Source organism: Bifidobacterium aemilianum (assembly GCF_003315635.1).
Taxonomy (GTDB): Bacteria; Actinomycetota; Actinomycetes; order Actinomycetales; family Bifidobacteriaceae; genus Bifidobacterium; species Bifidobacterium aemilianum.
On record NZ_PDCG01000005.1, the window covers coordinates 31,396 to 46,495 of the forward strand.

Annotated in this window: 13 protein-coding genes; 8 read left to right on the top strand and 5 right to left on the bottom strand. The window is 61.6% G+C overall.

All coding sequences use genetic code 11. The features are described 5' to 3' along the window. Window positions 1-178 precede the first annotated feature (178 nt). Both CRD60_RS05865 and CRD60_RS05870 read right to left on the bottom strand, forming a co-directional pair. Window positions 179-268, bottom strand: a complete 90-nt coding sequence (locus CRD60_RS05865) for a 30S ribosomal protein bS22 (protein WP_003817716.1) — start codon at window positions 266-268, stop codon at window positions 179-181. Window positions 269-418: 150 nt separating this feature from the next. Further along, a complete protein-coding gene (locus tag CRD60_RS05870; RefSeq protein WP_113860371.1) occupies window positions 419-1,030 on the bottom strand; it encodes a hypothetical protein in 612 nt (203 codons plus the stop codon). 105 nt (window positions 1,031-1,135) lie between these two features. Between CRD60_RS05870 and radA the strand changes: the two genes are divergently transcribed. From radA to CRD60_RS05895, 5 genes are all read left to right on the top strand, one after another. After that, on the top strand, window positions 1,136-2,548 hold the full coding sequence (radA, locus tag CRD60_RS05875; RefSeq protein WP_113860372.1) for a DNA repair protein RadA: 1,413 nt from the start codon (window positions 1,136-1,138) through the stop codon (window positions 2,546-2,548). 59 nt (window positions 2,549-2,607) lie between these two features. Then, complete coding sequence (locus tag CRD60_RS05880; RefSeq protein ID WP_236630863.1) at window positions 2,608-4,326, top strand: adenosylhomocysteinase; 1,719 nt, start codon at window positions 2,608-2,610, stop codon at window positions 4,324-4,326. Between the two features lie 138 nt (window positions 4,327-4,464). Further along, on the top strand, window positions 4,465-5,853 hold the full coding sequence (locus tag CRD60_RS05885; RefSeq protein ID WP_113860462.1) for an amidohydrolase family protein: 1,389 nt from the start codon (window positions 4,465-4,467) through the stop codon (window positions 5,851-5,853). 404 nt (window positions 5,854-6,257) lie between these two features. Then, complete coding sequence (locus tag CRD60_RS05890) at window positions 6,258-6,749, top strand: cupin domain-containing protein (RefSeq protein ID WP_113860373.1); 492 nt, start codon at window positions 6,258-6,260, stop codon at window positions 6,747-6,749. A gap of 208 nt (window positions 6,750-6,957) precedes the next feature. Further along, the gene (locus tag CRD60_RS05895; protein WP_113860374.1) at window positions 6,958-7,815 is read left to right on the top strand and encodes an ABC transporter substrate-binding protein; all 858 of its coding nucleotides are present in this window, start codon (window positions 6,958-6,960) and stop codon (window positions 7,813-7,815) included. Between the two features lie 341 nt (window positions 7,816-8,156). Here CRD60_RS05895 and CRD60_RS05900 read toward each other — a convergent pair whose 3' ends face one another. After that, window positions 8,157-8,924: a 5'-methylthioadenosine/S-adenosylhomocysteine nucleosidase family protein gene (locus CRD60_RS05900; RefSeq protein WP_236630873.1), complete on the bottom strand. Its 768-nt coding sequence runs from the start codon at window positions 8,922-8,924 to the stop codon at window positions 8,157-8,159. 356 nt (window positions 8,925-9,280) lie between these two features. Between CRD60_RS05900 and CRD60_RS05905 the strand changes: the two genes are divergently transcribed. From CRD60_RS05905 to CRD60_RS05915, 3 genes are all read left to right on the top strand, one after another. Then, complete coding sequence (locus tag CRD60_RS05905) at window positions 9,281-10,084, top strand: ABC transporter substrate-binding protein (RefSeq protein ID WP_236630874.1); 804 nt, start codon at window positions 9,281-9,283, stop codon at window positions 10,082-10,084. A gap of 452 nt (window positions 10,085-10,536) precedes the next feature. Continuing rightward, window positions 10,537-11,361 (top strand): amino acid ABC transporter permease, encoded by an 825-nt coding sequence (locus tag CRD60_RS05910; protein WP_236630875.1) that lies wholly within the window; start codon window positions 10,537-10,539, stop codon window positions 11,359-11,361. Further along, on the top strand, window positions 11,358-12,257 hold the full coding sequence (locus CRD60_RS05915) for an amino acid ABC transporter ATP-binding protein (RefSeq protein WP_236630864.1): 900 nt from the start codon (window positions 11,358-11,360) through the stop codon (window positions 12,255-12,257). Before CRD60_RS05910 ends, CRD60_RS05915 begins: the two co-directional genes overlap by 4 nt. Before the next feature lie 255 nt (window positions 12,258-12,512). Here CRD60_RS05915 and CRD60_RS05920 read toward each other — a convergent pair whose 3' ends face one another. Together CRD60_RS05920 and truB are read right to left on the bottom strand one after the other, a co-directional pair. Further along, the gene (locus CRD60_RS05920; protein ID WP_113860378.1) at window positions 12,513-13,871 is read right to left on the bottom strand and encodes a riboflavin kinase; all 1,359 of its coding nucleotides are present in this window, start codon (window positions 13,869-13,871) and stop codon (window positions 12,513-12,515) included. A 99-nt stretch (window positions 13,872-13,970) separates the two neighbouring features. Further along, window positions 13,971-15,095: a tRNA pseudouridine(55) synthase TruB gene (truB, locus tag CRD60_RS05925; protein WP_113860379.1), complete on the bottom strand. Its 1,125-nt coding sequence runs from the start codon at window positions 15,093-15,095 to the stop codon at window positions 13,971-13,973. Window positions 15,096-15,100 lie beyond the last annotated feature (5 nt).

Sequence of the window (15,100 nt, forward strand, 5' to 3'; positions counted from 1 at the left end):
CGTCCACTTCTTCCCAAGCTGATTCGGTGACCTCCATCACCAGGGCCGCCCGGTATACGAAAAGGCCAGAACCCTGAAGAGATTCTGACCTTCATGACCCCGAAAACTTGCGGAAGCCAAACCGACAAGGAGTGGCGGCCTATAAGGCAAGGGGCTTCACGAACTCGTAACGCTGATGCTACTTGCGCTGGTGACGAGTCTTACGCAGCATTTTGCGGTGCTTCTTCTTGCTCATCCGCTTGCGGCGCTTCTTGATGACTGAACCCATCTGAAGCCTCCATTCCTTGCTTGAAAGTTTGCAACTTGCCTAATAATACACGTACTCGATGACTTTTCCCATCGGTGCGTCCTCATGCCCTTCCTGGCCCCGATCCGGCCCAGCACTTGCCGATCCGGTGGCGGCCTGAGGGGGCGGTCATCAGAGGGGGAACTTCTGGTAGAACCTCTGCACCGAGTCCTTATCACCACTCACCTGGAAGACCACGGTATCGTTCTGCCAGACGGCGGTGGCCTTGGAGGCTTCCTTCCCTTCGGCATGGAGCGTGTAGGAGCCAGTCGTGGCGCCCGAAACCTTGACGTCGCCGCCGGCCAGCTCCTTACCTTCAAGGGAACCGGTCAGATTGACATACTCAGACTTGGCCTTGTCGGATTCGGCCCACTGGGCGACCAGGAGTGTCAGCTTCTTGCCCTTGGCACCGGTGGAATAAGTCAGGGTGTACTGCTCCAGAGGCGAAGAGGACGACCAGCTGGTTGAGGTCTCGGCCTTGGTTCGCGCGAAGTTCAACACACTGTCCGGCATGGCCTTGAGCAGTTCCGAGGCATCGCCGGGCAAAGGCTCCGCCTTGATGGAGGGTTTGGTGGGTGCCGCCGCCTCCTGTGGCTGGTTGGCCCCAGGCTGCTCAGCCTCACGGTTCATGGCCCAGCCCGGCCACACAAAAGCCGAGAGCAGGGCGAGAACAACCACCAGAACCGCCGCAAGCACCGCGGCAATCAACTTGCCATGAGAGGAAGAAGTCTGAGAATTGACCATACGCCCAGTATCTCACACCCATATGACGCTCCACGGTAGATTCGCGGTCATATTTCCCTGTTCGCTCAAGGCCTTCTTGTCGTTCAAGGCCGCTAGCTTCAGAGTATGGCGAAAACAGCGACACAATACCTGTGCAGCGAGTGCGGCTGGTCCGGCCCCAAATGGTATGGACGATGCCCGGAATGTGGGCAATGGGGCACGCTCGAGGAGTTCCATGAGCCGCGCGCCATGGCCTCCTCCCGCACTGCGGCTCCGGGCAGGACCTCCCGCACCAGTGCCAGCACGGTGGCGGAGGGGAAGGCCAAACCCATCTCGCAGATTTCCACGGATACGGTCAACCGGTTGAAGACCGGCTTCGAGGAGTTCGACCGTGTGCTGGGCGGGGGCATCGTACCCGGGTCCGTGGTCCTGCTGGCCGGGGAACCGGGCATCGGCAAATCGACCCTGCTCCTGGAGACGGCGGGCAACATTGCCAGGTCCAATCCCAAGCGGTCCGTGCTCTATCTGTCCGGCGAGGAATCCCAGGCCCAGGTCAAGCTCAGGGCCTCGCGCATCAACGCCGTTCACAACAATCTGCTCATGGCCTCGACCACCGACCTGTCCACCGTCCTGGGCCTGATCGAACAGGAGAAGCCGGGGCTGGCCATCGTCGATTCGGTGCAGACCATCGTCTCCCAGGAGGTTGATGGCATCTCCGGCGGCTCCACCCAGGTGCGCGAGGTCACGTCGGCCCTCATCGACACGGCCAAGTCCCTGGATGTGCCGATCCTGTTGGTCGGCCACGTGACCAAGGATGGCTCCATAGCCGGGCCGCGCACCCTGGAGCACCTGGTTGATGTGGTCTGCCAGTTCGAGGGTGATTCGCAGACCGCCCTTCGCATGCTCCACGCGGCCAAGAACCGCTTTGGGCCGACCGATGAGGTGGGCTGCTTCGACATGTCCGGGGAAGGCATCGAGGAGGTCACCGACCCCTCAGGGCTCTTCCTGTCCAGCGCGGAAAGCCCGGTTGAGGGCACCTGCGTGACCTTCACCATGGATGGCCACCGGAGCCTGCCCATCGAGATCCAGGCCCTGGTCACCAATTCGGTCCTGCCCACCCCACGGCGCAACACCAACGGCATCGACTCCAACCGTCTGGCCATGCTGGCGGCCGTTCTCTACCGGCACGGGCGGGTCAACCTACTTGCCAACGACCTCTATGTCTCAACTATCGCGGGAGGACTGGCCAAGGAGCCCGGCTGCGACCTGGCCATCGCCGCCGCCCTGGCCTCGGCGGCGGCCTCCAAGCCAATCGACCGGACCACCTGCGCCATGGGCGAGATCTCCCTGACCGGGCAGATTCGACCGGTCCCCCAACTGGCCCATCGGCTCAACGAGGCGGCACGCCTGGGCTACACCAGGGCCGTGGTGCCCGTCAGCCGGCGCGGGGCTAAGCATAAGCCGGTCAAGGGCCTGGAGATCATTGAGGTCGACTCCCTGCGGGACGCCCTGGACGCCCTGCAGGTCAGGAAGAGCTAGGGCAGACCGCGCGTTCGCATACGCGCAGGCCGGCATGGAGGCAAGCTAAGGAGATCACGGTGGTTGAACAGACAACTTCGGAAGCCGGGAACGGTGCTAGCGGGCAGGAATCCTACAATTTTGCAGATTGGGCCCGCCGCTATTCCCAGCACACCAACCGTTCACTGGCCGGAGCCAGGCTGGCCCTGCCCACTGTTGCCGGAAGCCGGGACCCACGGCTGCTGGCCCTGGTCAGCCAGGCACAGCAGTGGGGCATGAGCCTTGCCGGTTCAACGACTGTGGCCAGGCCTCCAAGGTCAGCCGCAGCAGAAGAAACCAGGACAGAGCACAAGCCTGCTGACGAAAGGTGTCAACACAAGACACCTTTGGGGACCAAGACCGTAGAAGGTGCCGAGTCGATTCGCAAGAACAGTGGCACGGACCAGAACGATGACGAAAACGAAGACCGGCCAACCGATGGTGATTCCGGCCGACCGGTCGGACAAACAGCCATCAACAATGACGCCGCCTTTGACTTCGCCTACACAGGCGTTGATCAGGTCACCGATATGCGGGAACAATCCGGGACCCAGGCCATGGCCTATGCCCAGGAGCACATGCCGATCCTCCACCAGCTCATGGGCCAGGTGGCCAGCCGCCACGACCTCTCCGGCACCAGCATTGCGGTCTGCCTGATTCTGGAACCCAAGACCGCCGTACTGCTGCGGGAACTGGCCCAGACCGGTGCCAGGGTGGGTGTCTGCTGCGAATCCGGTGCTGTGGACCAGCGGGTTGCCGACCAGCTCAAGACCGAGGGCATCCTGGTTCAGGCCGATGCCTCCTGGAATGAGGAGCAGGCCAGGCAGGGAGCCTTGGACCTGCTGGACCAGCTGCAACCCAACCTCATCATTGACGACGGCGCCTCCTTCGCCCGCCTGGCCAGCCGCGAGCGCCCGGACCTGGCCGCCAGGCTTGTTGGTGTGGCCGAAGAGACGACCAGCGGAGTCAGGGCCTTTGAGGCCATGGAGGCGGCCGGTGCCCTGACCTACCCGGTGATTGCGGTCAACGACAGCCAGATGAAGACCGGCTTCGACAACGCCCACGGCACCGGCGAAAGCTGTGTGACCACCATGCAGGAGATCCTGGGAAGCCATTGTTTTGCGGGCACCCGGCTGACGGTGATCGGCTACGGCCCTGTTGGTGAAGGCTTCGCCAAGCGGGTGCGGGCCCTCGGTGCCCAGGTGACGGTCTGCGACAGCGACCCCCGGGCCGCCCTCAAGGCGGTCTTCGACGGCTTCCCCGCCCGGAACATCAACCAGGCCCTCCCCCAGGCAGACATGGCCATATCAGCCACCGGCGTGTACCACACCATCGCCCTGGAGCATATGCGGGCCATGAGGCCCGGTGCCCTGCTGGCGGTGATCGGCGGCATAGCCAACGAGATCGCCCTGGACCAGCTGCCCGACTTCCACCCGGTAAATGGCCGGAAGATCCGCAGTATCAGCGTTCCCGACGGCCCGGAACTGACCCTCCTGGCCGAGGGTGATGGGGTCAACTACACGGCAGGCGGCGGCAATCCCATAGAGATCATGGACCTCAGCTTTGCCGTCCAGGCCGCAGCCCTGGCCTACCTGTTGGACCAGCGGGGCGAGTTGACCCCCGGAGTCCACCGGCTGCCCGAATCCACGGACCGGCACATCGCCTCCCTGGCGCTGGCCGCCCGGGGCTACCAGGCCAGCCAGCCCCTTGCCGACCACAGCCACAGCTGGCAGGTGACCCGCTTTGACCACGAGCATTGAAGGGACCTGTGACTAGCATCAGGAAGCAACAGACCAGGGCCAGCGGCACACGGTTCAAGAAGGATAGGGATACACACGATGGATTACTCCACTGACTCCAGGAATTCCCCCCTGAGCAACCGCCTTCATACCAGCGGTATGCAGCGGGGGACGAGCAATCCCGCCAGCATCGGTACTGGTCCTGACCTGCTGACCGACGTGGTGGTCTACTCCTCAAGGATGGTCATTCCGGTCACCGCCCCAATGATAGTCAACGGTGCCGTGGCCGTCTGCGCCGGACGGGTGGTGCATGTGGGCACCCGCCAGTGGGTCATGGAGCAGCTCAAGGACGAGATAGCCCCAGGCAGCCGCGTCAAGGAGCGGCATTGGAATGGGGTGCTCATGCCCGGACTGGTCAACGCCCACACCCACCTGCAATACACCGGCATGGCCCAGGTTGGCCAGGGCCACTACGACAGTTTCCAGGCCTGGGAGGCCGCCTTCGACAAGGTCTATGAGGGTGGAGGTCAGGCCAAGGCCTGGCGGCACTGGGCCATGGTCGGTGCCCGGCAGCTGGTCGAATCAGGCACGACCGCAGCCGCGGATGTCGTCACCGACCTGGACGCCGCCGTGGCCTTGGTCTCCCAAGGTCTGCACGGCATCGCCTACTGGGAGGTCATGGGTTGGCGCAATGATGACTGGCTCCACAAGGGCCGCTTCCAGCTCAACCGGCAGCTTGGCAGACTCCGCCGGGAGCGGGTGCCCAACCTGGGCATCAGCCCCCACGCCCCCTACACCCTGGAATCCGAGCCCTTCGTCGACTTGCCCGACATCGCCCGGCAACTCAACATGCGCCTGCACATCCACCTGGCTGAAACGCCCTTGGAGGCCAGCTCCCTCCCGCCAGCCGCCACTAGCTATTCCACAGACTCCTGGCAGGGCGACCACTGGTCCAGCTACCAGGAGTTGAAGCGGCAGGGCAAGGGGGTCTCCGCCATACAATTCGTGGACCAGCTGGGTTCCCTGGGCCCTGACGTCCACATAGCCCACGGTGTCTGGGCCAACGAGGAGGACCGGCGAATCCTGCGCCAACGCCAGGTCTCCGTGGCCCTATGCCCCCGGTCCAACCGGATCACCAACACCGGCCGCGACGCACCGGTGCGCGAGTACCTGGAGGAGGGCAACCCCCTGTCCATCGGCACCGATTCCCTCTCATCCTCCCCCAGCCTGGACCTGCTGGACGAGGCCGCCGTGCTCTACGACCTGGCACGCGAACAGGGCTACCGCAAGGCCGACCTCCCCCGCCGGCTCATCCACATGCTGACCCTGAACGGGGCCGCCTCCATGGGCCTGCACCTGGGCGCCAACCGCATAGGCCAGATCAACGCCGGAGCCCTGGCGGACCTAGCCTTCCTCGACATCCCCACCCGCGTCGACACCCCCCAGCAAATCGAAGAGACTCTGGAGGAGCTGGTCCGCGCTGGCGCCGGCCGCAACCGCGCCACCGTCATCTCCGGCGAACTGGTCTACAACCAGGGAGCCTTCTAAGGTCCCTGAACCCGAATTCCCTTCTGCGCCGGAACAGACCCTGTGCAGCACTGTTATCCGCCATCCTCAAGCTCATCAATAAGAGCATAGGGAACTCTGATGCCCCCAAGGCCTCATCACGTCAACCCAACTGGACCTGGGACCCACAGGGTAGCGTCCCGCCCACCCTGGCAGCCACCACACCGGTCAGCAACGGACCCAAGGGTTCACGGCCAAAATCCGTCACCCCGGAACCTTGCCAAGACTGACCGGCCAACCAATCCGCCTGGTCAGACGAGTCACCTATCTGTCGGGTTACGAGCCGGCAGCAAGCACACCGCTCCCCCGCACCCGGTATCATCGGCAGGGTATACGAGCCCACGGGCGACGTGGCGAAACCGAAAACGAGTGAATAGGGAGTTGTGATGAGTCTGGCGTTGGAATCAATGAGCGAATATGCCCAGTCCTTGGTCAAGCGGTTGGACCTGGAGCCTCACCCGGAGGGTGGCTGGTACGCGAGTGACTGGCGCAGCAGGCATGAGGACACGGTCTCCAAGCGGCCGTTGAGCTCCCTGATTTACTTTCTGCTGGCGCAGGGGGACGCCAGCGCCTGGCACAAGGTGGATGCCGACGAAATCTGGCTCTGGCATGGGCCGGCATCAGTCCGGCTGGAGCTGGGCGGCTACGGGGATGCGCCCGAATCAGACCCTGACAAGATTCAGACCATAAGCTTGGGCAACCAACTGACCGATGGCGGCAGTCAAGATGCATCAACCACACCGGTTGGCCACATGCTGGTGCCGGAGGGCTGCTGGCAACGGACCGTACCCGGCAAGGGCGACGCCCTGGTCTCCTGCGTGGTCAGCCCCGGTTTCACCTTCGATGGATTCACACTTGAGGAGGGCAAGAGCCTGTAACCGGCTATAAGTAACGGTTATATGGCCGCGTTTTCAATTGACCCGGCACGCCGGTTCCCGGTGCTGCCAAGCCACTATCATGGGTGATGTGCCTGGTCCCAGTCAGCATACTTGCAGTCAGATTGCTTGGTTTGGTATCGGCTCATCAGGGCCCATCAGGGCTATCACTCAAGAGAGTACACATATCAACAACAAGGGGCATAGCGGTATGGTCATAAGTGGCAAGAACAAGGTTATCCGTCTGATTGCGGCAGCAGTGAGCCTGGTGGCTCTAGCTACCAGCGCGGGCTGTGGCGCAGGCACAGCGGATGCCGGCAAGTCTGACGACATCAAGCAGCAGACCATCAACCCCGGCAAGCTGACCATCGCTACTGGCCAGCCGGCCTACGCCCCCTATGTCATCGACAACAAGCCCGAGTCTGGTAAGGGCTTCGAGTCCGCCGTGGCCTATGCGGTGGCCGAGAAGATGGGCTTCTCCAAGTCCGACGTCACCTGGACCCGCACCACCTTCGACGCGGCCATCGCCCCCGGTTCTAAGGACTACGACCTGAACATCCAGCAGTTCTCCATGACCCCGGAGCGCAAGACGGCCGTAGACTTCACGCCCAGCTACTACAACCCCACCCAGTCGGTCATCGTGCGCAAGGACTCCAAATACGCATCGGCCAAAACCCTGGCGGACCTCAAGGATGCCTCCGTGGCAGCCATGGTGGGAACCACATCATATGACTTTGCCAAAAGCAAGATCAAGGATGACATCAAGACCTTCAACGACAATGTGGCCCTCTCCCAGGCTCTGGACTCCAACCAGGTTGATGCCATCGTGGATGACACTCCCACGGCCGTCTATGTGATTGAGGACAATCAGGTCAAGAACGCCAAGGTCTTGGGCCAGATTGGCGGCTCGGAGGACCCGGAGGGCATGGGCATTGTTCTGCCCAAGGATTCCAAGCTAACCAAGGCCGCCTCCAAGGCTGTCAGCGACATGACCAAGGACGGCTCCCTCAAGAAGCTGCAGGATACCTGGCTCAAGGAATACACCACCGACATCCCCACCCTCAAGTAAGTCACCAACCAGTAAGTCACTGAGCTTGCTGAGGGCAGGGCTGCGAGCAGAACCATCACGCTCGCAGCCCTGCCCTGTTTTGCACCCTACATGAAGCAAAACATATGAGCCCCACAACTGTGCGCGTGGAAAGCTTCATGTAGAGCCGCTTTATGAAGCTTCCCACGCATGAATGTGTGTCAAGCATATGTTTTTGCTTCATTTGACTGACCTGGGTGTCAGCAGCAGCGAAGTGTCTGAGCTTTAGGACATGCAGCAGATGCCTACCGCTCAGGAACACGGCGGAGGCAGAGCCTAGAGGCCCGGCAATACCTCCAGACTAAGGCTCCAGCGAAAGCCCATCATTGGGCAGCCAACTTCCTGAGCACTCCCAGGGTCAGCCGCCCGGCCTCGTCTGCGGCCAGAGTGGACTTGTCTTCCTGGTCATTGAGTTCCTCATAGGACTGGCCACATGGATTGCTGATGCCACGGATGCAGAGGAAGGGAACCTGGCACTTGCCGCAGATTTGGGCGGCAGCCGCCTCCTCCATAGCCTCGCCATCGGCGGCGAAACGCTCAACCAGCTCCTGCAAAACCTCCGGGTCAGTGTTGAAGCGGTCGCTGGTCGACAGGGAACCCAGCAGGTAATGGCGCCGGTCAGCCCCCTCCCTATCTGCCCGATCAGATACCGCTGCCAGGTCGCCAGCTGCGCCCAACCTCCCGGGGTCAACCACCCCAGACCAACTACCTGACTCCAGCAGCTCACGGACCGACGGAATCCGTTTCAGCCCTGCCTCTTGCGCAGCGGTCACCACAAGCTCCAACAAGCGCGAATCAGCAGGGAAGAATTCTTGATACGGCGGGCATTCGGCAATAATGGCCGTGTTGGTCTCCGCATAGTGCTGTTCGGCACCCACCAGTATGTCGCCTACGCTAAGTCCAGGATTGATTGAGCCCGCGATGCCGCTGAATATAAGGGCCTGGGGCTGGTAGCGGTCAATGAGAAACTGGGCGGTGGCCGCCGCATTGGCCACTCCCATGCCACCCACACATACGGTGAGGTCTATTCCCTGATAGGTCCCTTCAGTGAGCTGGTTACCCAACATTGACTGGCTGGAGGCATGATCCATAGCCTTCACTATTGGAGCCGCCTCCTTGGGAAGGGCACATTGAATGGCTACTCGTACAAGCTGTGGACTGTCCATATCTCGATAGTGCAAGCAAGCCACGACAAGCACAGATCTGACGGCGACCCTCGGCGGGCCTTAATAACCAGTAATAGAAAAAAGCTATATGGTACAGGCGATGGGCCTACATAAGACCGGGGTGTTTACGCGGGTTTGCGGATAGCATGGCAGGTGTCCAGCAAGGACATATGGCATCGGTAACTATCAGTGGTCAACAACAAGCACAACCCAAGGGAACCTGTATGACCTTTAGTCGTAAGAACACCGTTATCCGTCTCATCTCAACCGCCCTCACTTTCATGCTCCTGGCAGGCAGCTCCGCCTGTGCAGCGGATTCAACCGCCAGCTCCGATTCATCCACAGACATCAAGCAGGCAACCATGCAACCCGGCACGCTGACCATCGCCACCGGCCAGCCCGCCTACACCCCCTACGTCTTCGACAACAAGCCGGAAACCGGCAAGGGTTTCGAGTCGGCCGTGGCCTACGCCGTGGCCAAGAATATGGGTTTCTCCAAAGATGAGGTGCACTGGGTTCGCACCACCTTCGATGCGGCCATAGCACCGGGTTCCAAGGACTATGATCTAAACATCCAGCAATTCGGAATTACTCCCGAGCGCCGCAAGGCCGTCGACTTCAGCCCCAGCTACTTCAAACCCACCCAGGCCATTGTTGTGCGGAAAGATTCTAAGTATGCCCCGGCCAGCAGTATCAGCCAGCTTAAGGACGCTTCCATCGGAGCCATGGTCGGGACGACCTCCTATGACTGCGCTAAGCGCAAGATTACCAAGGACATCAAAACCTTCAACGACAACGTGGGCCTGGCGCAGGCCTTGGATACCGACCAGATAGACGCTATGGTGGTCGACACTCCCACCTCAGTCAACATCATCAAGACCAAGCAGGTCCATCAAGGCAAGGTGCTGGGGCAGCTCCCCGGCTCCCAGGACCCGGAGGGCATGGGCATCGTTCTACCCAAGGATTCCAAACTGACCAAGGCTGTGAGCAAGGCCGTCAGCGACATGACCAATGACGGCTCCCTCAAGAAGCTGCAGGATAGCTGGCTCAAGGAATATACCAGCGACATCCCCACCCTCCAATGAAGCGTGGGGACAACCAGGGGCAGCCCATGTGGGAGACCGTCTCACTCGCGGGCCTGCCCGGTGCTGTGCCCTACATGAAGCAAAACATATGAGCCTCACAACTTTGTGCGTGAAGAGCTTCATGTGGCGTATGCGGACTCCCCGCAGGAAGCATGGGACGAACTTCCAATAGCGAACCACGGTTGCGCTGATTGGCGACCGGAACAGGGAGCTGCTAAGCAGACAGCCAACATTCCACGCCGGAATAAGTCGGTATTCTGCGACAAAATGGGTGACGGTGCGGTCCGCATCGGATTCGCCGGACCGGACATGACGACAGGAATCAAATGAGGACAGGGGATTCATCAGTGTCTGTAGAGGGTTCTTCATCACAAACATCGGCCCCGCGTGCCGACGACTGGCCGGCCAGCTCCGGACACCCGGGCTCTTCCGGGCAGCCACCAGTCAGCCAGATTGAGCTTGACCGCGAGCGCTACCGTGAGCGGCAAAGCCTCAAGTCGGTGGTCACGAGCATTGTCTCCACCATGGTCCTGGCCGCCCTAATCATGGTCGGACTCAAGCTCTCCCCGGGTTGGCCCCGGGTCCAGGAGTCCTTCTTCTCCGGCAAGTACTTTGTGGAATCCTTCCCCAAGGTCCTCCAAGGGTTGTGGCTGAATGTGCAGGTCCTCTTCTTCGCTGTCATCGGTGTGGCCATCTTCGGTACCCTCATGGCCATGATCCGTGTCAGCAAGTCCCCCTTCCTCTTCCCCCTACGGCTTCTGGCCCGTCTCTACACCACGATTATGCGAGGCATTCCCATGATTGTGGTCCTTTATTTAATAGGCTTCGGCATTCCCGGCCTGGGCATTTTCGGCCGGATTCCCGCGGCCGTACTGGGTACCATCGCCGTGATTCTTTCCTATTCGGCCTACATTGCCGAGGTGCTCAGGGCCGGCTTCGAGGACGTCCACCCCTCCCAGCGGGCCTCGGCACGTTCCCTTGGCCTGACCTCCGGGCAGACCATGAGAATGGTGGTCATTCCCCAGGCCCTGCGCAAGGTGGCACCGGCCCTGATGAACGACTTCATCTCCATGCAGAAGGATGTGGGCCTGATCTCTGTTCTTGGGGCCGTGGATGCGGTCAGGGCCGCGCAGATTGTGGTGGCCACCTCCTACAACTTCACCCCCTATGTGGTGGCTTCGATTCTCTTCATCCTCACCTCCGTACCCTTCATCATCCTTAATGATTGGTATTCGGCCAGGTTACGCAAGCGCGAGCAGAGTGGAGGCACCGTATGAGCCAGCAGCGGGCAGACAAGAACATGAACCAGCAGCACAGCGACCAGCTCATGCAGCTACAGCAGGGTCCAGGACAGGGCCAGCGTGAGATTCAAGGGCAGGGGCTGCAGACCAGCCAGCACAACCCGACCGGCCGGACCAGCCCAACCAGCCCAACAGGCAAGGCTGTGCTGCGCCTGGACTCCGTGCGCAAGTCATACGGGAGCAATCATGTGCTCAAGGGCGTTTCTTTCGACATCAACCCCCATGAGGTGGTGGCGCTGCTGGGCCCCTCCGGCTCGGGCAAGTCGACCCTCATGAAGTGCATCAACCTACTGGAACAGGTCAACGATGGTCAGATCTGGCTAGCTGGTACCGAGATTACCGACCCTCGGATTAACCCGGACCACAGTCGTTCCCGGATTGGCGTGGTCTTCCAGCAGTTCAACCTCTTCCCCCACATGAACGTTCTCAGGAACGTGACCCTAGGCGCCATCAAGGTCCATGGCATGAACAAGGACCAGGCCCAAGACAAGGCCCTTGAGCTCCTTGACCGCATCGGCATGAAGCAGAAGGCCTCCGCCTACCCTGACCAACTGTCGGGCGGACAGCAGCAGCGTGTGGCCATCGTCAGGTCCCTGATGACCGACCCTGAGCTGCTGCTCCTTGACGAGATCACCTCCGCCCTGGACCCCATGTTGGTCGGCGAGGTGCTGGAGATGGTCACCGAACTCAAGGACCGGGGCACCACCATCCTCATGGCCACCCACGAGATGGGCTTTGCCCACGACGCAGCGGACCGAATTGTGCTGCTCCTCAACGGCCAGGTGGCCGAGAACGGAAGTCCACAACAGGTCATGGACGAGTCGCAGAACCCTCAGACCAAGGAGTTCTTCAGTCATTTCAGAGGTCTCTGACCGCCCACACTCGGCAGGGTTCAGACCGCGTCAATACGGCGCATAGGCTGGTGGTAGCTCGGCGGCCCGTACCCTGTTGGAAGCAGGGACTGGAAGTCGCCCCAGGCTTAGGACCAGAAATGGAACTGGCAGCCGAACCATGGCTAAGACCAGGACCAGTCCTGACCCAGGACTAAGACCAGGGCCAGGACTGGGACGCAGATAAGGACTAGCGCTAGAACCAGAAGACGACACTATTCGGGACCAGAACTGGGGCTAGGACTTGGATGTGCTGTAGGCCGTGACGTCCAAGGTCTGCTGGACGTTCTCAGCCAGGGCCTGCTTGAGTTCTTCCGTGCTGTCGAACTTGACCTGCGGCCTTAGAAAGGTCTCGAACTCGACCCGGACATGGTGGCCGTAGAGTTCCAACCACTGGTCGGTGACGGCGTAGGCTTCAATGACACGGTTCAGCAGACCGGTCCGCTCGCTATAGGTGGGTTTGCTGCCGATGGAAATGGCGGCCGGCCAGCGCCAGGGTGACCCAGGGGCCATACGGGCCCTGTCCGAGACCAGCTGCCGGTGGAAGTCATCCTCATTGAGTGGGGTGCCGGGCGCATCCGTCTGACCTGACCACGCAGTCTGCCCTAAGTCTTTAGTCTCGCCCTTCCCATCAGCCGAGCCATATCCATGAGCCACACTCTGCTGATCAGCCACACCTTGCCCATCAGCAGCGTCTGTGGTCTCAGCTTCGCCAAGGTCCACCAACCAGCCGGCGTACACCCCATCAACAGGTATGAACCCTTCAACATGGTCGGCGAGGTTGACCGTCGGGAATCCTATCTCCCTGCCCCGCTGCTCGCCATGCACCACCAGCCCTTCAACGGCATGGGCACGGCCTAGAATCTCGTTGGCGGCCTTGATGCGCCCCTGGGCCAGCAGATAGCGGAGGTTCGACGAACTCCAGATGCGGGTGAGTCTGCCCTGGTGGTCCTTGCTCCACGCCCTCAGCTCGGCCTTGCTCATGCGCTCGGTCGGGTCCGCGGGCTCACCGGGGCCCTGAGGAACCTGGTAGGTCCATTGGGCCGGCACGCGCACCTCTCCCGGCCCCTGACTGTCGACCTGATCAAACTCGAAGACACCGGTGGCCGCAGCCAAATCAGCTATGCTCTTGGCATCACCAGTACGGCCTGACCCCATGACGGCATCCTTGCCCAAGACCAGGGTTCTCATACCCAGTTTGCCAACCAACTGCCCCAGGAAGAAACGGTAGGATTTAGCCGCAAAGGCCAGGGTGTAGCGAACCACCAGCACATGGTCTACCCCCAGCTCCTCCATAACCCGAAGGCGCTGGTGGATGGAGGTCAAGGCCTGGCTGTCCACGTAATCGGTAGGCAGTTCCATGCCATCGTGGGCGGATCCGTAGGTGTGGGCCACTTTGGGCCGGGGGTCGAACATGATGACCACGGACAGGGCATTGCTCTTCCTGGCCTCCTCCACCATGCGGCTGACCAAGGCCTGGTGGCCCCGGTGCATGCCATCGAAGGAGCCGACGGTGACCACCGAACGCTTCTGGGTGCTGAGGGTGGGCCAATCGACCAGCCCACTGCCGTCGGGGGTCAGACTCATGATCTTCATCTACTGTCCTTGTTCACTTTCCTGTCATGTGGCCCAGGCAGCCCGGCTCTCGTGTGGGCCAGGCGCGCAGGCCGTATCCGGGTCCACTCTATCAGTCCATCATTCCACCGGAAAGACCAACAGCGGCTTCAGTTTGCCGAGCTTCCCGGCTCCCACCGGACCGACCACGGCCACAAGCTCCGGTGATTGGGGAACCTCCTCCTGGGAACCGGGGCCTAGCCCCTTGGCAGGCACAGCTAGGAGGGCTGCGGTTGGCTCTTCGATCGCCGGGCCCGCCGACTGGTCGATCCACCTGCCGAAACGTAGGTCACGGGCCTGGTCAGCGCTGATGCTGGCGGTGGGCATGACCAGGGCCGCCGCCTGGGCCATGGCCAGGGCCCGCTTGGCCAGGTCGGGACCCGTCACATCGAAAACAGCCTGGGGGCGGGTGACCAGTTGGCCCTCTCGATTGGTGAAGCTATGTTCAACAGCCTGGGCCGTCAGCAGCTGGGGCATGGCCAGGTCGAAAGCGCCTATGCGGGTGCGTCGTAGGCGGGTCAGATGCCCACCCACCCCTAGTTTCTGCCCCAGGTCCCTGGCCAGGGAACGGATGTAGGTTCCGGCGGAACACTCCACAGTGACATCCAGGTCCAGAAAACGCGGGGCTGGGTTGGCTGCTGTACCTGCCGGACCGGAAAGACCGTCATCGCCGACGGCACGAAGGGCATCGAGGCTGAAGCGCCTGATGGTGACCGGCCTTGCCTCCAGATGCACCTCCTTACCCTGCCTGGCCAAGTCGTAGGCCCGCTGGCCCTTGATCTTGATGGCGGAGAAACTGCTGGGCACCTGTTGGATCAGCCCGGTGAAGGAGCCCTCGATTACGGCCTTGATGTGGCCCTGGGTAAGGCTCCCAAGTCTGGCCCGAACTTGCTCCAATTCCTGGTCGGACTGGGCAATGACCTCGCCATCGGCATCATCGGTGCTGGTGGCCTGCCCCAGTCGGATGGTGGCCTGGTAGCTCTTGCTGTGGTCGACGATGTAGTTGAGCAGACGGGTGGCATGGCCAAAGCCCACAATCAGCAGGCCGGTAGCCATGGGGTCCAGGGTTCCGGCATGGCCGACCCTACGGGTCTTGAGCTCATGGCGGGCCGCAGCCACGACATCATGGCTGGTGACCCCCTGGGGCTTATCAACCAGCAGCAGGCCCGATGGGCCGGTGCTGGACTCCCTAACTCTCCTACCCACGGCGG